The organism is Pseudotabrizicola alkalilacus, assembly GCF_003443995.1.
GTDB classification, from domain to species: Bacteria; Pseudomonadota; Alphaproteobacteria; order Rhodobacterales; family Rhodobacteraceae; genus Pseudotabrizicola; species Pseudotabrizicola alkalilacus.
Genome location: NZ_QWEY01000003.1, coordinates 185,522 through 203,904, shown reverse-complemented (window position 1 = coordinate 203,904; position 18,383 = coordinate 185,522). Strand labels below are relative to the sequence as shown.

General features: G+C 62.9%; 19 protein-coding genes. 12 read left to right on the top strand and 7 right to left on the bottom strand.

Going from position 1 to position 18,383, the window contains the following annotated elements; genetic code table 11:
• Window positions 1–35 precede the first annotated feature (35 nt).
• Together D1012_RS22630 and purB are read right to left on the bottom strand one after the other, a co-directional pair.
• Window positions 36–197 (bottom strand): hypothetical protein, encoded by a 162-nt coding sequence (locus tag D1012_RS22630; RefSeq protein ID WP_158569262.1) that lies wholly within the window; start codon window positions 195–197, stop codon window positions 36–38.
• A gap of 106 nt (window positions 198–303) precedes the next feature.
• Window positions 304–1,608: an adenylosuccinate lyase gene (gene purB / locus D1012_RS07705; RefSeq protein ID WP_118150793.1), complete on the bottom strand. Its 1,305-nt coding sequence runs from the start codon at window positions 1,606–1,608 to the stop codon at window positions 304–306.
• 78 nt (window positions 1,609–1,686) lie between these two features.
• Between purB and D1012_RS07700 the strand changes: the two genes are divergently transcribed.
• Window positions 1,687–2,028 (top strand): hypothetical protein, encoded by a 342-nt coding sequence (locus D1012_RS07700; protein ID WP_118150791.1) that lies wholly within the window; start codon window positions 1,687–1,689, stop codon window positions 2,026–2,028.
• On the opposite strand, the gene D1012_RS07695 is transcribed toward D1012_RS07700, so the two are convergent.
• Together D1012_RS07695 and D1012_RS07690 are read right to left on the bottom strand one after the other, a co-directional pair.
• The gene (locus tag D1012_RS07695; protein ID WP_233517045.1) at window positions 2,023–2,478 is read right to left on the bottom strand and encodes a GNAT family N-acetyltransferase; all 456 of its coding nucleotides are present in this window, start codon (window positions 2,476–2,478) and stop codon (window positions 2,023–2,025) included. The two genes, D1012_RS07700 and D1012_RS07695, sit on opposite strands and share 6 nt — an antisense overlap.
• 105 nt (window positions 2,479–2,583) lie before the next feature.
• The gene (locus tag D1012_RS07690; RefSeq protein WP_118150789.1) at window positions 2,584–3,954 is read right to left on the bottom strand and encodes a M20/M25/M40 family metallo-hydrolase; all 1,371 of its coding nucleotides are present in this window, start codon (window positions 3,952–3,954) and stop codon (window positions 2,584–2,586) included.
• A gap of 132 nt (window positions 3,955–4,086) precedes the next feature.
• On the opposite strand from D1012_RS07690, the gene D1012_RS07685 reads away from it, so the two are divergent.
• From D1012_RS07685 to ispG, 4 genes are all read left to right on the top strand, one after another.
• On the top strand, window positions 4,087–4,518 hold the full coding sequence (locus tag D1012_RS07685; RefSeq protein WP_118150787.1) for a hypothetical protein: 432 nt from the start codon (window positions 4,087–4,089) through the stop codon (window positions 4,516–4,518).
• A gap of 187 nt (window positions 4,519–4,705) precedes the next feature.
• Window positions 4,706–5,935 (top strand): 5-aminolevulinate synthase, encoded by a 1,230-nt coding sequence (hemA, locus tag D1012_RS07680; protein ID WP_118150785.1) that lies wholly within the window; start codon window positions 4,706–4,708, stop codon window positions 5,933–5,935.
• 115 nt (window positions 5,936–6,050) lie between these two features.
• The gene (locus D1012_RS07675; RefSeq protein ID WP_118150783.1) at window positions 6,051–7,271 is read left to right on the top strand and encodes a helix-turn-helix domain-containing protein; all 1,221 of its coding nucleotides are present in this window, start codon (window positions 6,051–6,053) and stop codon (window positions 7,269–7,271) included.
• Window positions 7,272–7,395: 124 nt separating this feature from the next.
• The gene (ispG, locus tag D1012_RS07670) at window positions 7,396–8,526 is read left to right on the top strand and encodes a flavodoxin-dependent (E)-4-hydroxy-3-methylbut-2-enyl-diphosphate synthase (protein WP_118150781.1); all 1,131 of its coding nucleotides are present in this window, start codon (window positions 7,396–7,398) and stop codon (window positions 8,524–8,526) included.
• 38 nt (window positions 8,527–8,564) lie between these two features.
• On the opposite strand, the gene mnmA is transcribed toward ispG, so the two are convergent.
• On the bottom strand, window positions 8,565–9,701 hold the full coding sequence (gene mnmA, locus D1012_RS07665; protein ID WP_118150779.1) for a tRNA 2-thiouridine(34) synthase MnmA: 1,137 nt from the start codon (window positions 9,699–9,701) through the stop codon (window positions 8,565–8,567).
• Window positions 9,702–9,843: 142 nt separating this feature from the next.
• Between mnmA and sciP the strand changes: the two genes are divergently transcribed.
• From sciP to recG, 4 genes are all read left to right on the top strand, one after another.
• Window positions 9,844–10,122, top strand: coding sequence for a CtrA inhibitor SciP (gene sciP / locus D1012_RS07660; RefSeq protein WP_118151160.1), 279 nt, complete (start codon window positions 9,844–9,846; stop codon window positions 10,120–10,122).
• 93 nt (window positions 10,123–10,215) lie between these two features.
• Window positions 10,216–10,923: a response regulator transcription factor CtrA gene (ctrA, locus tag D1012_RS07655; RefSeq protein ID WP_118150777.1), complete on the top strand. Its 708-nt coding sequence runs from the start codon at window positions 10,216–10,218 to the stop codon at window positions 10,921–10,923.
• 51 nt (window positions 10,924–10,974) lie between these two features.
• Entirely contained in the window at window positions 10,975–13,095 is a 2,121-nt protein-coding gene (ligA, locus tag D1012_RS07650; RefSeq protein WP_118150775.1) for an NAD-dependent DNA ligase LigA, read from the top strand.
• Window positions 13,092–15,176 carry an ATP-dependent DNA helicase RecG gene (gene recG, locus D1012_RS07645; RefSeq protein ID WP_118150773.1) on the top strand — a complete coding sequence of 695 codons (2,085 nt, stop codon included), beginning with the start codon at window positions 13,092–13,094 and terminating at the stop codon, window positions 15,174–15,176. The genes ligA and recG overlap by 4 nt, the downstream gene beginning before the upstream one ends.
• Before the next feature lie 341 nt (window positions 15,177–15,517).
• On the opposite strand, the gene D1012_RS07640 is transcribed toward recG, so the two are convergent.
• Entirely contained in the window at window positions 15,518–15,967 is a 450-nt protein-coding gene (locus D1012_RS07640) for an iron-sulfur cluster assembly scaffold protein (protein WP_118150771.1), read from the bottom strand.
• Between the two features lie 63 nt (window positions 15,968–16,030).
• On the opposite strand from D1012_RS07640, the gene hisI reads away from it, so the two are divergent.
• From hisI to D1012_RS07625, 3 genes are all read left to right on the top strand, one after another.
• Complete coding sequence (hisI, locus tag D1012_RS07635) at window positions 16,031–16,402, top strand: phosphoribosyl-AMP cyclohydrolase (protein WP_118150769.1); 372 nt, start codon at window positions 16,031–16,033, stop codon at window positions 16,400–16,402.
• A gap of 94 nt (window positions 16,403–16,496) precedes the next feature.
• Window positions 16,497–17,096 carry a superoxide dismutase gene (locus D1012_RS07630; RefSeq protein WP_118150767.1) on the top strand — a complete coding sequence of 200 codons (600 nt, stop codon included), beginning with the start codon at window positions 16,497–16,499 and terminating at the stop codon, window positions 17,094–17,096.
• A gap of 157 nt (window positions 17,097–17,253) precedes the next feature.
• The gene (locus tag D1012_RS07625; RefSeq protein WP_118150765.1) at window positions 17,254–17,679 is read left to right on the top strand and encodes a baeRF12 domain-containing protein; all 426 of its coding nucleotides are present in this window, start codon (window positions 17,254–17,256) and stop codon (window positions 17,677–17,679) included.
• A gap of 28 nt (window positions 17,680–17,707) precedes the next feature.
• On the opposite strand, the gene D1012_RS07620 is transcribed toward D1012_RS07625, so the two are convergent.
• Window positions 17,708–18,262, bottom strand: coding sequence for an LOG family protein (locus D1012_RS07620; RefSeq protein WP_118150763.1), 555 nt, complete (start codon window positions 18,260–18,262; stop codon window positions 17,708–17,710).
• Window positions 18,263–18,383 lie beyond the last annotated feature (121 nt).

Sequence of the window (18,383 nt, the reverse complement as noted above, 5' to 3'; positions counted from 1 at the left end):
GGGGTTAAGGACGGATTACATCCTGACGGCGGGCTTCAGGTCGTGGGGGTGAGCGTGCATTCGCCCTTGGCCTGATCCCAGCTCATGCCATCCGTGCAGGAGGAGGCGGTGATCTCTTTGTGGCCGGAGCAATAGGCCATCGACATCGACGGCAGCAGCATGAGCGCAATGACGGCGGTGGTGATCCTGGTCTTCATCGGTCGTCCTTCCCATGGGTGTTGGCTGAACCCCAAAGGTAGCACAGATTTTTCCGCAGCAAGCCGGTTTCCGGCGAGGGGCAATCCCCCGCCGGTCACGCTTTCGTTACGCGCCGAAAACCCGGGCAAAGATCGTGTCGACATGCTTGGTATGATAGCCAAGGTCGAACTTTTCCTCGATCTGTTCGGGGGTCAGGGCCGCCAGAACCTCAGCATCTTTGAGCAATTCGGTTTTGAAATCAGCGCCTTGTTCCCAGACCTTCATGGCGTTTCTTTGCACCAGACGGTAGCTGTCTTCGCGCGAGACGCCGGCCTGAGTCAGCGCCAGCAGCACCCGCTGGCTCATCACCAGACCGCGGAACTTGTTCATGTTCCGCATCATGTTTTCCGGGTAAACCACCAGTTTCTCGACAACATTTGCCAGACGGTGCAGGGCGAAATCCAGCGTGATGGTGGCGTCTGGCCCGATGGCGCGTTCCACGCTTGAATGGCTGATGTCGCGCTCATGCCACAGCGCCACATTCTCCATCGCGGGCACTACGGCCATGCGGACCAGCCGGGCAAGGCCGGTCAGATTCTCGGTCAGCACCGGATTGCGCTTGTGCGGCATCGCCGAGCTGCCCTTTTGACCGGGCGAGAAAAACTCCTCCGCCTCCAGCACTTCGGTGCGCTGCATGTGGCGGAATTCGGTGGCGATGTTTTCGATGCTGCTGGCAATCACCCCCAGCGTGGCAAAGAACATCGCATGCCGGTCGCGCGGGATGACTTGGGTGGAGATCGTCTCGGGCGTCAGGCCCAGCTGGGCGCAGACATGCTCTTCGACGCGCGGGTCAATGTTGGCGAAGGTGCCGACAGCGCCGGAAATCGCGCCGGTGGCGACTTCGGCCCGGGCATTGACCAGACGCGCGCGGCCACGCGCCATCTCGGCGTAGAACCGGGCAAAGGTCAGGCCCATGGTGGTCGGCTCGGCATGGATGCCATGGCTGCGGCCGATGCGGACGGTATCCTTATGCTCCAGCGCGCGGGTCTTGAGCGCGGCCAGCACCCGGTCCATCCCCGCCAGCAGCAGATCGGCGGCGCGCACCAGCTGCACGTTCAGCGTGGTGTCGAGCACGTCGGAGCTGGTCATGCCCTGATGCACAAAACGCGCGTCATCCGCGCCGATATGCTCGGCCAGATGGGTCAGAAAGGCGATGACATCATGTTTGGTGACCGCTTCGATCTCGTCGATCCGGGCGACATCGAATTCGACATCTTTCGCGCGCCACACCGCTTCGGCATTGGCTTTCGGGATCACGCCAAGCTCTGCCATTGCGTCGCAGGCATGGGCCTCGATCTCGAACCAGATGCGGAATTTCGTGGCGGGCGACCAGAGGGCCACCATCTCGGGGCGGGAATAACGCGGGATCATCACGAACCTATCATTGGAAAGGGGGCGCGCGGACCCCTTAGACTGTGCAGGTGCGTGACGCAAGGCAAAGGGGGCCGGATGCGGCGATTGGTGATGCTGTGCATGGTCTGGCCGGGGCTGGCGCTGGCCGAGTCGGGGCCGCCGCCGGGCGGGTGGGAAACCCTGTCCGGTGGGCAGATCGCCGACGCGCTGACCTCGCGCGTGGTGGTGTTTCCCGAAGGTGTTGCGCAGTATTTCCTTGACGATGGCCGCACGGTCCGGGCCGGAGGCTGGGGCGAGTGGAGCGTCGATGACAACCGCTACTGCGAAAGCTGGTCGGGCAAGCGCCCGATCTGCGCCGAGGTTGACAGCGATGGCACCGGCCTGCGCTTTCGTGAAGACAGCGGCTTTGTCCGCGCCGGTCGCTATGGCGATCTATAGCGCCAGACGATAGCGGATATGGCCGTCTTCCTGACAATAGCTGTCGTACAGTTTGCGCGCTTGCGCATTGTCGCGGTTGGTGTGCCAGTACAGCCGGTGCCAGCCGGCCTGCTGGCCGAGGGCGATCAGATCCTCGATCAGCGCCCGGCCCACACCGCGCCCGCGCGCCTCGGCTGACACAAACAGGTCTTCCAGATAGACATCATCCGCCGCCACCCAGGTCGAGCAATGCGGGTGGTGAATGGCAAAGCCAAGGGCCGTTGCCCCATCAAACGCCATGCGGCACTGCATCCGGTGCGCAGGATCAAGGATCCGCGCCCAGGTCGCCGCTGTGATGTCGGGCGCAAGGTCGACCTCATAAAACGTGAGATATGCGTGCCACAGCCTTGACCATTCCGCATAATCTGCTGACTCTGCCGTCCGGATATCAAACACCACGCCTTGCCCCATTCCTCTGTTCCTAATCCTAAATATCCCTGAGGTAGCCGACTGGTGTCGGCGTCCGAGAAACCCATTGGCCGGGGGGCAGACCGCCCCCCGGCCTTTCCGCAAAAGCTACGCCAGCCGGTCCAGCACCCGTGCCCAGGAGCGGATGCCTTTGTGGAACGACTCCAGATCGTATTTCTCGTTCGGGCTGTGGATCTGGTCATCGTCGCGGCCAAAGCCGATCAGCATGGCGTCCATCCCCAGATAGGTCTTGAAATAGCCCGCAATCGGGATCGAGCCGCCGCAGCCGACAAAGGCGGCGGGTTTGCCCCATTCATCGGTCAGGGCCTGACGTGCCGCGTCGAACGCCGGGGCGGTGACCGACATCACGCCCGCCGGGCTGTTGCCGTGGTCGTGGAAGGTCACGGTGCAATCGGCGGGCAGCTGATCCTGCACCCAGGCGCGGAAGTGGCGGCGCAGGGCATCGGGGTCCTGGCCTGCGACCAGACGGAACGAGACCTTGGCATGGGCCTGCGCGGGCAGCACGGTCTTGAACCCCTGTCCGGTGTAGCCGCCCCAGATGCCGTTTATTTCGGCGGTGGGGCGCGACCACAGCATTTCCAGCGGCGTGCGGTCCTGCTCGCCTGCAGGCTGCGAGAGGCCGACATCGCCCAGGAATTTGCCGTGGTCAAAAGACAGCGCCTGCCATTGGGCGCGGATCGCGTCGGGCAACTCCTGCACACCGTCGTAGAACTGCGGCACCGTGACCCGGCCCTGATCGTCATGCAATCCGCCCAAGATACGGGTCAGCACCCGGATCGGGTTGATCGCAGCGCCGCCATACATGCCGGAGTGCAGATCCTTGTCGGGGCCGTGGATCGTGATCTCTTCACCCAAAAGCCCGCGCAGCATGGTGACGATGGCGGGGGTGTCATCCTCGAACATGCCAGTATCACAGATCAGGGCGATGTCGGCTTTCAGTTCGGCGGCATTGTCCTGCATGAAGGGGATCAGGCTGGGCGAGCCGGATTCTTCCTCGCCTTCGAGAAAGATCGTGAGCTTGCCGGGCAGGGTGCCATGCACCGCCTTCCACGCGCGGCAGGCCTCGACAAAGGTCATCAGCTGGCCCTTGTCATCGGCGGACCCGCGGGCGCGGATCACCCGGCCTTTGGCGGTATCCTGCACCTCGGGGTCGAACGGATCACGGTCCCACAGCTCCAGCGGATCGACGGGCTGCACATCGTAATGGCCGTAGAACAGCAGGTGTTTTTCCCCCTCGCCGCCATGCGCCACCACCATCGGATGCCCCGGCGTCGGACGGCTGGAGGCGTCAAAGCCCAGCGATGTCAGCTCCTCCACCAGCCAGTCGGCGGCACGGGCGCAGTCGGGTTTGTAGGCCGGATCGGTGGAGATTGACGGGATGCGCAACAGATCGAGCAGCCGGTCGAGCGACTGGTCCAGATCGGCGTCGATACGGGCGAGGACTGTGTCCAGAGACATGATTTCTTTCGCTTCTCTACAGAAAGTGAACGGTTGACCGACCGTAACAGGATGCAAGCCACTGTCCAGAGGGGCGGGGTTGCGGTAAATCCCGGCAAAGATTGACGATGCCGGAAGGCCAAAGGAGGACTTATGGGCAAGACAGTGATGATGAAAGCGGGCGTTCTGGGGGCGGCGCTTGTCGCTGGCGCAGCGATTGCGCAGGCGCAGACGCAGGCAGAGACGCAGGTGGTGCCGGTTGAAACCGGGGTGAATGGCGGATCGGCGGTCAGCCTGCATCTGCACCCGTTCCTGACGCCCGAAGAGCTGTCCACGCTGCGGCTGGTGGCCTCGAATGATCAGGCGCTGTCGCTGTTTGTGACCAGCCGCACCGGGCATGCCGCGCTGGCCGTGTCGCCGGACGAAGGTTTTGTGCGGGACGGATCGGCGGTGCCTTCTGCCGTGGCGTTGGGCGATCTGCCTGATGCCGAGGCCGCGCGGACGGCGGCTCTTGCGGCCTGTGACGGCGCGCGCAAGGCCCAAACGCCTTGTGTTGTTGTGCTGGAGGTTGCACCCTCGCAATAGCCGCAGGCGTGCGGCGCCGGTGCGTGCAGACAGAGCGGGAAGGGGCGTCAAATTGACCTGTTTCCAAATCCTGTGTTTTTGATGCATGTCAAGGCAGCCCGCCGCCGTCTTGCCTGATATAAGGGCAAGACCTGCATGCAACTCTCCCCCGCAGTCTGACGCGCGGGGGTGTTACGGAGAAGACCCGATGCGTTATGATGCCGCCCTCGACACCGCCCTGCAGCGCCTGCACGATGAAGGCCGCTACCGCACCTTTATCGATATCGAGCGGCAGAACGGCCAGTTTCCGCACGCGGTCTGGACCCGTCCCGATGGCAGCAAGAAGGATATCACCGTCTGGTGCGGCAATGATTACCTTGGCATGGGGCAGCACCCGGTGGTGCTGAAAGCGATGCACGAGGCGCTGGAGGCGACGGGGGCCGGGTCGGGCGGCACCCGCAACATCTCGGGCACCACGGTCTATCACAACCGGCTGGAGGCGGAGCTCGCCGATCTGCATCGCAAAGAGGCGGCGCTGGTGTTTACCAGTGCCTATATCGCCAATGATGCCACGCTTTCGACGCTGCGCCAGATTTTCCCCGGTCTGATCATCTATTCCGACGCGCTGAACCATGCGAGCATGATCGAAGGCGTGCGGCGTGGCGGCGGGCTGAAGCGGATTTTCCGGCACAATGATGTGGCCCATCTGCGTGAGCTGCTGGCGGCCGATGACCCGGATGCGCCCAAGCTGATCGCCTTCGAATCGATCTATTCGATGGACGGTGATTTCGGCCCGATCGCAGAGATCTGCGATCTGGCAGAAGAGTTCGGCGCGCTGACCTATCTGGACGAAGTGCACGCCGTGGGCATGTATGGCCCGCGCGGCGCAGGGGTGGCCGAGCGCGATCACCAGATGCACCGGATCGACATTATCAACGCCACGCTGGCCAAGGCTTTTGGTGTGTTTGGTGGCTATATTGCTGCAAGTGCGAAGATGGTGGATGCGGTCCGGTCCTATGCGCCGGGGTTCATTTTCACCACCTCTTTGCCGCCCGCCGTGGCCGCCGGAGCGGCCGCCAGTGTGGCCTTTCTGAAGACCGCCGAGGGCCAGAAACTGCGCGATCTGCAGCAGGCCTATGCCAGCACGCTGAAGATGCGGCTCAAGGGGCTGGGCCTGCCGATCATTGATTGCGGGTCGCATATTGTGCCTGTGCATGTCGGCAACCCCACCCATTGCAAGATGCTGTCTGACATGTTGCTGGATCAGTTCGGGGTTTATGTGCAGCCGATCAACTATCCGACCGTGCCGCGCGGCACCGAACGGCTGCGCCTGACGCCATCGCCGGTGCATGATTTCGGGCAGATTGATGCCCTTGTCAGGGCGATGGATCAGCTCTGGGGACATTGTGCGCTGAATCGTGCCGAGCTGTCGGCCTGAGCGCCTTCTCGCAGGTGCAAAAGGCCTTGTGCTGTGGTAACGAATCCCTAATACGAACAAAATGAGTCGTGATGAAACGACTATGGGGACAGGGTAACTTCATGGGGCAGCGCGCATGATCGGGCGGAGGGCGAAACCTTCTATGCCGGAGACGGACGGGCCAAAAGGCTTTGACGACTTTGACCTGCGCTTGGGCGACCTCATGCGGGGCGAACGCGCCACCATGGGCAAATCGCTGCTGGATGTGCAGCGCGAGCTGAAGATCAAGGCCGCCTATATTGCTGCGATTGAAAACGCCGATGTCTCGGCCTTTGAGACTCAGGGCTTTGTCGCGGGCTATGTCCGGTCTTATGCGCGCTATCTGGGGATGGACCCGGATATGGCCTTTGCCCGGTTCTCCAAGGAAGCGAATTTTGAGGTGGCCCACGGGATGAGCGCTGCGGCCTCGTCCTCGATGATGACCGCCGCGCGGTCGCGCAGCACGCAGGTGTTCAGCGACCCGCTGGCCAACCCGAACGCCAGTTTCATTCCGCGCGGCGAAAGCCTGTTTGCGCGGGTGGAGCCGGGGGCGGTGGGCTCGCTTCTGGTGCTGGTCGCGCTGATCGGGGCGATTGGCTATGGCGGCTGGTCGGTTCTGCAAGAGGTGCAGCGTGTTCAGCTGTCGCCGGTGGATCAGGCCCCATCGGTGGTGGCCGAGATTGACCCGCTGGGCAATGTCAGCGGCTCTGCGCCTTTGGTGCGGTCGGCTCCGGTCACCGGCACCGAACTGGCGAGCGCCGATCCGGTGCGCGAACAGGCGGACGGGATGGATCGTCTGTATCGGCCGCAAGCGCTGGATGTGCCGGTTCTGACCTCACGCGATGGCCCGATTGCTGGCATCAACCCACGCCTTGCCGTAGCCAGTGCGACGCCGGGCGCGGTGGATGCGGCGGTGGCCGAGGCGTTGGCGTCGGAGGATCAGGCCGTGCAGGTGATGGCACAGGCGCAGCCGGGGGTCGAACTGCTGGCGGTACGCCCGTCCTGGGTGCGGGTATCGTCGGCGGATGGCACGGTGCTGTTTGAAAAGATCCTTGATGCCGGCGAACGCTGGGCGGTGCCGCAGCTGGAAGAGCCGCCGGTGCTGCGCGCGGGCAACTCCGGCTCGGTCTATTTTGCGGTGAACGGCCAGACCTATGGCCCGGCAGCCCCCGGCGCGCAGGTGGTCAAGAACGTCGCTCTGTCGCCCGAAGCGCTGACCGGGAAATTCGCGCTTGCCGATCTGAACCGCGACGCCGATCTGGCAGCGATTGTCAGTGTGGCCGATGCCTCGCAGGTTATCACCCCGCCGTCGCAATAACGGCTGCTGCGGCATCAAACTGTCACATGACTCTGTCAATCCTGAGTGACAAAGCCGCCCTTGGCATTGCCGGGGCGGCTTTGTCGTCTTATCAAGGGGCAAACTGCCAGAGGACCGTGCCAAGATGAGCCTGAATACCGTTCGCCCGTGGCGCAATATCTATCGCCGGACCTCGCGCCAGATCCGTGTGGGCAAGGTTCTGGTGGGGGGCGATGCGCCGATCTCGGTGCAGACCATGACCAACACGCTGACCACTGATGTTGCGGCCACGCTGGAACAGATCCAGCGCGCCGCGATTGCCGGGGCCGATATCGTGCGGGTCTCGACCCCGGACCCGGAAAGCACGGCGGCGCTGCGTGCGATCTGCGCCGAAAGCCCGGTGCCGATCGTGGCGGATATCCATTTCCACTACAAACGCGCGATTGAGGCGGCCGAGGCGGGGGCCGCCTGTCTGCGGATCAACCCCGGCAATATTGGCGATGCGAAGCGCGTGGCCGAGGTGGTCAAGGCGGCCAAGGATCATGGCTGTTCGATCCGCATCGGGGTGAATGCCGGGTCATTGGAAAAGCACCTGCTGGACAAATACGGCGAGCCTTGCCCGGATGCTATGGTCGAGTCCGGGCTGGATCATATCAAGCTGTTGCAGGACAACGATTTTCACGAATTCAAGATCTCGGTGAAAGCGTCGGATGTGTTCATGGCGGCAGCGGCCTATCAGCAGCTGGCCGAAGTCACCGATGCGCCGATCCATCTGGGGATCACCGAGGCGGGCGGGCTGGTGTCGGGCACGGTGAAATCGGCAATCGGTCTGGGCAATCTGCTCTGGATGGGGATTGGTGATACCATCCGGGTGTCGCTGTCGGCGGACCCTGTGGAAGAGGTGAAGGTCGGGTTCGAGATCCTGAAATCGCTGGGGCTGCGGCACCGGGGGGTGACGATCATCTCGTGCCCGTCCTGTGCGCGGCAGGGGTTTGACGTGATCAAGACCGTCACCGCGCTGGAGGACCGTCTGGCGCATGTGACCACCAGCCTGTCGCTGTCGATCATCGGTTGCGTGGTCAATGGCCCCGGCGAGGCGCTGATGACCGATATCGGCTTTACCGGCGGCGGGGCCGGGTCAGGCATGGTGTATCTGGCAGGCAAGCAGAGCCACAAGCTGGGCAATGCGGCGATGATCGACCACATTGTCGAGCTGGTCGAGGCGAAGGCCGCCGAGATCGAAGCGGCAGAGGCTGCGGCGGAAGCGGCTGAGTAAGCACGAATTTTCTGCGAAAATTCGGCTGCACGGGTGATTCAGCGCCCGCGCCAGACCCAGCCGCCACCCAGCACCCGGCTGCCTTCGGGCGCGTAAAACACGCAGGCTTGCCCCGCGCTGACGCCATCCTCCGGGTCGAGCAGTTCCACTTCGGCCTCGGTCGCGGACAAGGGCCGGATCACCGCCGGACGCGGCGGCCGGGTGGAGCGGACCTTGACCAGCACCTGCCATTCTGCGGCAGAGTCGAATGGCGCATCGCCCAGCCAGTTCACCTCGCGCACCGGGATGGTGCGGGTGGCGAGCGACTCGCGCGGCCCCACGATCACCCGGCGCGACTCGGGGTCAAGGCGCACCACATAGAGCGGATCGCCCAGACCCCCGATGCCAAGTCCTTTGCGCTGGCCGATGGTGTAATGGATCACCCCGCGATGCTGGCCCAGAGTATTCCCTTGCAGATCAACAATATCGCCGGGGTCCGCCGCACCAGGGCGCAGCTTTTCAATCACCGCGGCGTAATTGCCATTCGGCACAAAGCAGATGTCCTGACTGTCGGGCTTGTCCGCGACCGGCAGGCCATATTTCGCGGCCAGAGCGCGGGTTTCTGCCTTTGAGTGCAGATGGCCCAAAGGGAAGCGCAGATAGGACAGCTGCTCTGCCGTGGTTGAGAACAGGAAATAGCTCTGGTCGCGGCCCGCGTCGGCGGCGGAATGCAGCTCTGGCCCGGCATCGCCGAGTTTGCGCTGGATATAATGCCCGGTCGCCATGCAATCGGCATCCAGATCGCGGGCGGTGGCCAGCAGATCCTTGAACTTTACCCGTTCGTTGCAGCGGATGCAGGGCACCGGGGTTGCGCCAGCCAGATAGGCGTCGGCGAACTCCTCCATCACCGCTTCGCGGAAGGTGTTCTCATAATCCAGCACGTAATGCGGAAAGCCCATGGTTTCGGCCACGCGCCGCGCGTCATGAATGTCGCGCCCCGCACAGCAGGCCCCCTTTTTCGCCAGTGCCGCGCCATGATCGTAGAGCTGCAGCGTGACGCCGACAACGTCATAGCCTTCGTCCTTGAGCATGGCCGCCACGACCGACGAGTCGACACCACCCGACATCGCCACCACGACGCGCGTGGCGGACGGGGGCTTTGGCAGCCCCAGCGAATTGAGCGGGTGATCCAGCATGGTCTGACCTTTCAGGAATTCAACGCAATATAAGAAAATGCGCGATACTCTCAACCCCTGCCGCAGCGCAACCTTCACCTTCGCTTAAGTCTGATCGTTCAGTCTGGCCCTATGCCGGGTGGATCAACGGAAAGACATGGCGATGTATCTTAAACGTGTGGATGGCCCGCGCCAGGTGACTCTGCCCGATGGCAGCATTTTGACGCGGGCGGATTTGCCAAAGCCCGACACCCGCCGCTGGGTTGCCAGCCGCAAGGCCGTGGTGGTGCGGGCGGTGATTCATGGCCTGATTACCGAGGCAGAGGCGCTGGAGCGGTATGCCCTGTCGGAAGAGGAATTTGCGTTGTGGCGGCAGGCGGTTGAACAGCATGGCGAGACGGCTTTGAAGGTGACGACTATACAGAAGTATAGACAACTTTAAGTTGTTTTTGCATCACGCTCAGGCAGAGTAACCGTCAGTTAACCATTCGCCCCCACTGTCGTTAATGAACCTGTCTGTTGCGGAGTTTTGAAGATGCGGATTTTACTCGTCGAGGATGACCCAACCACCTCGCGCAGTATCGAGTTGATGCTGACCCACGCCAATCTGAACGTTTATTGCACCGATATGGGCGAAGACGGGGTCGATCTGGCAAAATTGTATGATTACGATCTGATTCTTCTGGATCTGAATCTGCCGGACATGTCAGGGCATGAGGTGCTTCGCCAACTGCGGATGGCGCGGATCGAGACGCCGATCCTGATTCTGTCAGGCTCTGACGACACCGATTCAAAGCTCAAGGGCTTTGGCTTCGGTGCGGATGATTACCTGACCAAACCGTTCCACCGTGAGGAACTGGTGGCGCGCATTCACGCGATCATCCGGCGCTCAAAAGGGCATAGCCAGTCGGTGATTGTGACCGGCAAGGTAAATGTCAATCTGGATGCCAAAACGGTCGAGGTGGATGCCAAAACCGTGCATCTGACCGGCAAGGAATATCAGATGCTGGAGCTGCTCAGTCTACGCAAGGGCACCACGCTGACCAAAGAGATGTTTCTCAACCATCTTTACGGCGGCATGGATGAGCCGGAGCTGAAAATCATTGATGTGTTCATCTGCAAGCTGCGTAAAAAACTTGCCGAAGCAACGGGGGGAGAGAATTACATCGAAACCGTCTGGGGCCGCGGCTATGTTTTGCGCGACCCGGTCGGAGAGACGCGTAAGCTGGCGGCCAGCGCCTGACACTTGCCCTTGCCCAGCGGCCCCCCTAAACCATGGGGACAAGCGGAGGGGATGATGGCCGGCACAGCAGTGGATCAGTTGACTGAAACCCAGGCGCGCGCCGAACTGGCGCGGTTGGCAGAGGCCTTGGCCGGGGCAAATCGGGCTTACCATACGCTGGATGCGCCCGAGATTTCGGATGCAGAGTATGACGCCCTCAAACAGCGCAATGCCGCGATCGAGGCGCGGTTTCCGGGCCTGAAGCGTGCGGACAGCCCCAGCGATCAGGTCGGCGCAGCGGCAAACGATGGCTTTGGCAAGGTGGCGCATCAGGTGCGGATGCTAAGCCTTGAGAATGCGTTTGACGATGCGGATGTTGCGGATTTTGGCGACCGGGTCCGCAAGTATCTGAACCACGCGGGCGATCTGGCCTACACCGCCGAGCCAAAAATCGACGGCTTGTCACTATCGTTGCGCTACGAATCCGGGGTGCTGGTGCAGGCGGCAACGCGGGGCGATGGTGAGGTTGGCGAAAACGTCACCGAAAATGCCCGCACGATTGCCGATATTCCGCAGCACCTGACCGGCGCGCCGGAGGTGCTGGAGGTGCGGGGCGAGGTTTACATGAGCCACGCCGATTTTGCCGCATTGAACGCGCGGCAGGCGGCAGCGGGGGGCAAGACATTCGCGAACCCGCGCAACGCCGCTGCTGGCTCGCTGCGGCAGCTGGATGCGACGATCACAGCATCGCGGCCGTTGCGGTTTTTTGCCTATAGTTGGGGGGCGGTGTCGGAGCCATTGGCGGCGACGCAATTCGAGGCGATTGCCCGGCTGACCTCACTGGGGTTTCAGACCAACCCGCTGACCCGGCTGTGCGCAGGGCCGGAGGAGATGCTGGCACAGTATCGCGCGATCGAGGTGCAGCGGGCGTCGCTCGGCTATGACATCGACGGGGTGGTCTACAAGGTCAACGATCTGGCGCTGCAGGCACGGCTCGGCTTCCGCTCGGCCACGCCGCGTTGGGCAATTGCGCATAAGTTTCCGGCGGAACTGGCCTGGACCGAGCTCTTGGGCATCGACATTCAGGTCGGGCGCACTGGTGCGCTTTCACCCGTGGCCCGGCTGCGGCCCGTCACGGTGGGCGGCGTGGTGGTCAGCAATGCGACGCTGCACAACGAGGATTATATCGCCGGGCGCGATGCCAAGGGCAATGAGATCCGCGGCGGCAAAGATTTCCGCATCGGCGACTGGGTGCAGGTCTACCGCGCGGGGGATGTGATCCCGAAACTGGCCGATGTGGATCTGTCGCGTCGCAGCATCGACGCGCAACCCTATGTTTTCCCGCACGAATGCCCCGAATGCGGCAGCCCCGCCTTGCGTGAGGAAGGCGATGCGGTGCGCCGCTGCTCTGGCGGGCTGATCTGCCCGGCGCAGGCGGTGGAGCGGTTGAAGCATTTTGTCAGCCGCCATGCCTTTGACATCGACGGTCTTGGCGCGAAACAGGTGGAGATGTTTTTCCGTGATGAGGGTCTGCCGGTGAAATCCCCGGCTGATATCTTTACGCTTGCTGTAAGAGATGCCGCCAACGGTTTGAAACGGTTGAAAAATCGTGATGGCTTTGGCGAGACTTCGGCACGGAAACTGTTCGCCGCGATCGAGGACAAGCGGCGCATTCCGCTGGACCGGCTGATCTTTGCGCTTGGCATCCGGCATGTCGGCGAGGTGGCGGCGCAGATCCTGTCGCGGCACTACAGCACGTGGGAGGCGTTTGAGGCTGCGGTCACCCATGCGATGCCGGGCACGGCGGAATGGGACGAGTTGCTGGCGATTGACGGCGTGGGCAAGACGTTGGCGGAAAGCCTGACGGCGGCGTTTCAGAATAACGCTGAACGCACCGCGATTGATGCGCTGGTGGCGCAGCTGCAGGTGCAGCCCGTGGTGTGGAAAGCCGCGAGTGACAGTCCGGTGGCGGGTAAAACCGTGGTGTTCACCGGCAGCCTGGAAAAGATGACGCGGGCCGAGGCCAAGGCGCGGGCGGAATCGCTCGGCGCAAAGGTGGCAGGGTCTGTCAGTGCAAAGACCGATATTCTGGTGGCGGGTCCCGGCGCGGGGTCAAAGCTGAAAGAGGCGGCAAAACATGGGGTTACGGTGCTGGATGAAGATGGCTGGCTTGCCCTGATTGAGGGCGCATGAGCCGGCCCGAGATCCTGTTTCCGCTGTTCGCGGATCTGGAAACGCTTGACGGCGTCGGGCCAAAGACCGCCCGCGCGATGGAGGCTCTGGGCGTCACGCGGCCAAAGGATCTGCTGTTCCTGCTGCCGCATTCCGGGGTGGACCGGGCGCGCCGGGAGTCGGTGCGCGATGTGGTGCCGCCCACGATTCTGACGGTGGAGGTCGAGGTGGGCGCGCATTTCCCGCCGCGCACCAAGGGCAAACCGTACCGCGTCATGGTGCGCGACCCGCAGCTGGAATGGGCGCTGGTGTTTTTCCATGCGCGCGGCGAGTACCTGCAAAAGCTGCTGCCGACCGGTCAGCGCCGCATCGTCTCGGGCCGGATCGAGCTGTTTGATGGCATCGCCCAGATGGTGCATCCCGATCACGTGCTGCGGGTGGAGGAGGCGGGGGAGTTGCCCGCCTATGAGCCGGTCTATCCGCTGACCGCGGGTGTCACGCAGCGCGTGGTCGCCAAGGCCGCAGAGGGCGCAGTGGCGCGCGCACCCGACCTGCCGGAGTGGATTGATCCGGGCCTGAAGGCACGGGAGGGTTGGCCGGACTGGCTCGCAGCGGTGACGGCGGTGCACCGGCCCGGCGGGGCGGCGGCACTGGCGCCGACCGATCCGGCGCGGGCGCGGCTGGCCTATGACGAGCTGTTCGCGCATCAGATGACGCTGTCACTGGCGCGGGCGTCGCTGCGCAAGTCAAAGGGCGTGATGACGCTGGGCACCGGCATGTTGCAGGCGCAGGTGCTGGCCGGGTTGCCCTATGCGCCGACCGGCGCGCAGAGCCGTGCGGTTGCCGAGATTGCCGCAGATATGGCGGCGCCGTTGCGAATGAACCGGCTGCTGCAGGGCGATGTCGGGTCGGGCAAAACGCTGGTCGCCTTTCTGGCGTTGCTGATCGCGGCCGAGGCGGGCGGGCAGGGTGTGATGATGGCCCCGACCGAGATTCTGGCGCGGCAGCATTACGAGGGGCTGGCTCCGCTGGCCGCAGCGGCGGGCGTGCGGTTGGAACTGCTGACCGGGCGCGACAAGGGCGCGGATCGGGCGGCCAAGCTGCGGGATCTGGCCGAGGGGCGCATCGCGATGCTGGTCGGGACCCATGCGGTGTTTCAAAAGGATGTGGCGTTTCACGATCTGCGGCTGGCGGTGGTGGACGAGCAGCACCGCTTTGGCGTGGCGCAGCGGATGGAGCTGGGGGCCAAGGGCCGCGCGGTCGATGTGCTGGTGATGACGGCAACACCGATTCCGCGCTCTCTCGCTTTGGCGAGTTATGGCGATATGGATGTGTCGGTGCTGGATGAAAAGCCCGCCGGGCGCAAACCGATCAAGACCGCGATGATTGCGGCGGCGCGGATGGATGAGGTGGTGGCCCATCTGGCCCGCGCGGTGAATGAGGGGCGGCAGTGCTATTGGGTCTGCCCCCTGGTTGAGGATTCCGAAGTGCTGGATTACGCGAGCGCCGAGGCGCGCTTTGCGCATCTGCGCGCCGCTTTGGGTGATGTGGTGGGGCTGGTCCATGGCCAGCTGCCGCCCGCCGAGAAGGACGCCGCGATGGCACGGTTTCAGCGCGGCGAGACGCGGGTGCTGGTCGCGACCACGGTGATCGAGGTCGGCGTCAACGTGCCCAATGCGTCGATCATGGTGATCGAGCGGGCCGAGATCTTTGGTCTGGCGCAGTTGCACCAGCTGCGTGGCCGGGTCGGGCGGGGTGCTGCGGAGTCGACGTGCCTGCTGCTCTATCAGGCCCCGCTGTCCGAGGCGGGGGAGCGGCGGCTGACCACGATCCGCGACACCGAGGACGGGTTCCGCATCGCCGAGGAAGATCTGGCCATGCGCGGCGCGGGTGATCTGATCGGCACTGCGCAATCGGGGCTGCCCCGGTTCCGGGTGGCGGATCTGGAACGGCAGGCGGCGCTGATGGCGGTGGCGCAGTCAGATGCGCGGGCGCTGCTGACCATGGATCCGGCGCTGACCAGCCCAAGGGGGCAGGCGGCGCGGGTGCTGCTGTGGCTGTTGGATCAGGACCGGGCGATCCGGCTGATTTCAGTGGGTTAGGGCTTTGGTCCGCTTTTGTTCTCATATGTTCTCAAAAAGTTCTTTACAGGTTAACGGCGATATGAGAACAATATGGCAACAAGCAAGCAGGAGGATGCCATGGTTGCCCAAGTCAAGGATATTGTCACCCGGTCCAGCGCCACGTTGATTGAGGATCTGTTCGGCGTCTTCGCCCTGTTTGCCACGCTTTACGTCTGCCTGTCGTTTACCTCGCTCTGAGTTCTGCCTGCGGTCTGCCCGATCGCGCTGCATCTGTCCCCAAGTGATGCCTTTAGCGCGAACAGACACGCCACTTGCCGCCGCCGTCTTTCCGACGTGCGGCGGTTTTTTTTGTGTAGCGGTCAGTTCTGGGCCGGGGCCTCTGCCATCGCGGCGGCCTCAGTTGCGGCGTCGATGGCGAGCAGGATCGAGGCGTGGCGGTTCTTGTAGTCGCGCGCCGGGGTCAGGACGACAAAGCCATCAAACGGGGCAGGCGGCACCGGGCCTGCGTCCTTGAGCATGGCGCGCAGGGCATCGCGGGCCTGCGCCAACTCGGTCGCGCTGCGCCCGATCACCACCTGACCCAGCAGGCTGGCGGCGGCCTGACCCAGCGCGCAGGCTTTTACATCCTGTGCAAATTCGGCGACGCGGCCACCCGCCATCACCAGATCGACCGTCACGGTCGACCCGCACAGCGGCGAGCGTTTGCGCACCGTCGCCTGCGGCGCGGGCAGGCGGCCCTGATGCGGAATCTCGGTTGCCAATGCAAGAATCCGGCCGGAATACAGGCTGATCAGGTCATTGTCGCTCATGGCGCTTTTCCTTTTGTCGATCCTTAGATAGACCTTCCCCCCGCGCCCGCCAAGGAGAGTGAGATGGCTTTTGACCCTGCAAGCCTAAAGTATGATGCCAACGGGCTGATCCCCTGTATCGCACAGGACCATGAAAACGGCGATGTGCTGATGATGGCCTGGATGAATGCCGCGTCGGTGGCGCAGACGCTTGCCACCGGGCGCGTGACCTATTGGTCGCGGTCGCGGGCGGCATTCTGGGTCAAGGGCGATACCTCGGGCCATGTGCAGCATCTGGTGGAATTGCGCGTCGATTGTGACCGCGATTGCCTGCTGGTGCGGGTGCGCCAGCACGGGCCTGCCTGCCACACCAACCGCCGGTCGTGCTTTTACACCGTGGTCCGGGACGGGGCCGAAGTGATTGACATGGAACCGATGACCGGGGCTGAAAGTTGAGCTAAAGGATCACCTTTTCCGGGTGCAGGTCTTGACCTTTGGCCCGGAAAGGCGGCTATTTACGCCAACGACACGCGATAAAAGGATGAGACCCATGGCTTTCACGCTTCCCGATCTGCCCTATGCCCATGATGCGCTGGCCGCTCTTGGCATGTCGAAAGAGACGCTGGAGTATCACCACGACATTCACCACAAGGCCTATGTCGACAACGGCAACAAGCTGATTGCCGGCACCGAGTGGGAGAACAAGTCGGTCGAAGAGATCGTCGTCGGCACCTATGACAAGTCCGCTGTGGCGCAGAACGGCATTTTCAACAATGCCAGCCAGCACTGGAACCATGCCCTGTTCTGGGAAGTCATGGGGCCGGGCCAAACCGCGATGCCGGGTGCGCTGGAAAAGGCGCTGACCGAGTCGTTCGGTTCGGTCGACACGTTCAAGGAAGCGTTTTCTGCGGCTGGCGCTGGTCAGTTCGGGTCGGGTTGGGCCTGGCTGGTGAAAGATGCCGATGGCGCGCTCAAAGTCACCAAGACCGAAAACGGCGTCAACCCGCTGTGCTTTGGTCAGACCGCGCTGCTGGGTTGTGATGTGTGGGAGCATTCTTATTACATCGACTTCCGCAACAAGCGTCCGGCTTACCTGACCAATTTCCTTGACAAATTGGTGAACTGGGAAGCGGTTGCTGCCCGTCTGTGACGGTTAACACCTTGATTTAAAACCAGTCTGCGATCTGGTTGATACCCGCGCAAGGTTTTTGCGCGGGTATTTTTGTTTTGGTCACTATGTCACACTACCAGTGCATCATTGACTTCCCATCTGAAAGGGGATCAACAAGAAACGGCGGGAGGATAATATGACAATGATCACACGGGGTTGCTGGATTGTGGTCGTCGACGGAGACGGCGCGGTGATTCTGGAGAATGCCGGCACCGTGCCTGCGCCAGACCTGCGGCTGATTGACCGGATCGAGACGCCCAAATGCGACAGTACGGCTGAGAAGGACGAAAGCGCGCGTCCGGCTGAGGCGAGTGACCGCGCGCGTCTGGCGGAAACGGCGATGGTGGCGATGCTGATGACCCGTCTGTCCTTTGCAGTGCGCCAGTCGCGCACGTCGCGGCTGGCCATCGCGGCACCGCCACACCTGCTGGAGGCGATCCGCACCCGGCTGGATGACAATCTGCGTGGGCGGGTGGTGATGATGCTGCCCAAATCACTGACCGGCTATCCGCTTGAGAAAATCGTCAGCGTGATGAACGACGCGATGACCCGCGCTGCCTGAGCTTTTCTACGCAAAGGTCTGGGATTGATCAGGAAAATACATCCTCTAACCGGGCCAGAAGGCCCGGAACATCGGGGATGGCGGCAAAGCTGTGGCGCAGATGCGGCTCGGCAAAGCCATGGGCGATGACATGATCCATCAGATGGATGAGGGGCTGCCAGTAACCGTTTGTATCCAATAGGAAAATCGGTTTTGTGTGCAGGCCGATCTGCCGCCAGGTCAGCACCTCGAAAAACTCGTCCAGACTGCCCGCACCGCCGGGCAGCACCACGATGGCGTCAGAATTCATGAACATCACTTTCTTGCGCTCGTGCATGTCTTCGGTGATGACCAACTGGCCCAGATCGCGTTTGCCCTTTTCCTTGCCCATCAGATGGGTGGGGATCACCCCCATGGTGGGTGCGCCTGCGGCCAGTGCCGCGCGCGCCACTTCGCCCATCAGCCCGACATCACCTGCCCCGTAGACCAGACGCCAGCCGTGCCCGGCGATTCCATGGCCAAGGGTGCGGGCGGCGTCTGCATAGGCGGCCGACAGGCCGGGACGTGATCCACAAAAGACACAGACAGAGCGAAGCGGGGTCATGCGGGCCTCTTCAAGGAATTTTCATTGCAAGCCCAGTGTTATCGGGGTTCCTATGCAAAGGAAAGCAGGGGCCGGTAAAGGCTCTGCGTGCCGGGCTGGGGTTGGTGGGAGCCTTGGTCTG

What these genes read in the sequence shown, in the direction of transcription:
- D1012_RS07625 (WP_118150765.1), top strand. Translation starts at nt 17,254, where the DNA reads ATGACAATGATCACACGGGGTTGCTGGATTGTGGTCGTCGACGGAGAC.
- hemA (WP_118150785.1), top strand. Translation starts at nt 4,706, where the DNA reads ATGCGTTATGATGCCGCCCTCGACACCGCCCTGCAGCGCCTGCACGAT.
- D1012_RS07695 (WP_233517045.1), bottom strand. Translation starts at nt 2,478, where the DNA reads ATGGGGCAAGGCGTGGTGTTTGATATCCGGACGGCAGAGTCAGCAGAT.
- sciP (WP_118151160.1), top strand. Translation starts at nt 9,844, where the DNA reads ATGTATCTTAAACGTGTGGATGGCCCGCGCCAGGTGACTCTGCCCGAT.
- ctrA (WP_118150777.1), top strand. Translation starts at nt 10,216, where the DNA reads ATGCGGATTTTACTCGTCGAGGATGACCCAACCACCTCGCGCAGTATC.
- D1012_RS07620 (WP_118150763.1), bottom strand. Translation starts at nt 18,262, where the DNA reads ATGACCCCGCTTCGCTCTGTCTGTGTCTTTTGTGGATCACGTCCCGGC.
- ligA (WP_118150775.1), top strand. Translation starts at nt 10,975, where the DNA reads ATGATGGCCGGCACAGCAGTGGATCAGTTGACTGAAACCCAGGCGCGC.
- D1012_RS07690 (WP_118150789.1), bottom strand. Translation starts at nt 3,954, where the DNA reads ATGTCTCTGGACACAGTCCTCGCCCGTATCGACGCCGATCTGGACCAG.
- purB (WP_118150793.1), bottom strand. Translation starts at nt 1,608, where the DNA reads ATGATCCCGCGTTATTCCCGCCCCGAGATGGTGGCCCTCTGGTCGCCC.
- D1012_RS07675 (WP_118150783.1), top strand. Translation starts at nt 6,051, where the DNA reads ATGATCGGGCGGAGGGCGAAACCTTCTATGCCGGAGACGGACGGGCCA.
- D1012_RS07700 (WP_118150791.1), top strand. Translation starts at nt 1,687, where the DNA reads ATGCGGCGATTGGTGATGCTGTGCATGGTCTGGCCGGGGCTGGCGCTG.
- mnmA (WP_118150779.1), bottom strand. Translation starts at nt 9,701, where the DNA reads ATGCTGGATCACCCGCTCAATTCGCTGGGGCTGCCAAAGCCCCCGTCC.
- ispG (WP_118150781.1), top strand. Translation starts at nt 7,396, where the DNA reads ATGAGCCTGAATACCGTTCGCCCGTGGCGCAATATCTATCGCCGGACC.
- D1012_RS22630 (WP_158569262.1), bottom strand. Translation starts at nt 197, where the DNA reads ATGAAGACCAGGATCACCACCGCCGTCATTGCGCTCATGCTGCTGCCG.
- D1012_RS07630 (WP_118150767.1), top strand. Translation starts at nt 16,497, where the DNA reads ATGGCTTTCACGCTTCCCGATCTGCCCTATGCCCATGATGCGCTGGCC.
- D1012_RS07685 (WP_118150787.1), top strand. Translation starts at nt 4,087, where the DNA reads ATGGGCAAGACAGTGATGATGAAAGCGGGCGTTCTGGGGGCGGCGCTT.
- D1012_RS07640 (WP_118150771.1), bottom strand. Translation starts at nt 15,967, where the DNA reads ATGAGCGACAATGACCTGATCAGCCTGTATTCCGGCCGGATTCTTGCA.
- recG (WP_118150773.1), top strand. Translation starts at nt 13,092, where the DNA reads ATGAGCCGGCCCGAGATCCTGTTTCCGCTGTTCGCGGATCTGGAAACG.
- hisI (WP_118150769.1), top strand. Translation starts at nt 16,031, where the DNA reads ATGGCTTTTGACCCTGCAAGCCTAAAGTATGATGCCAACGGGCTGATC.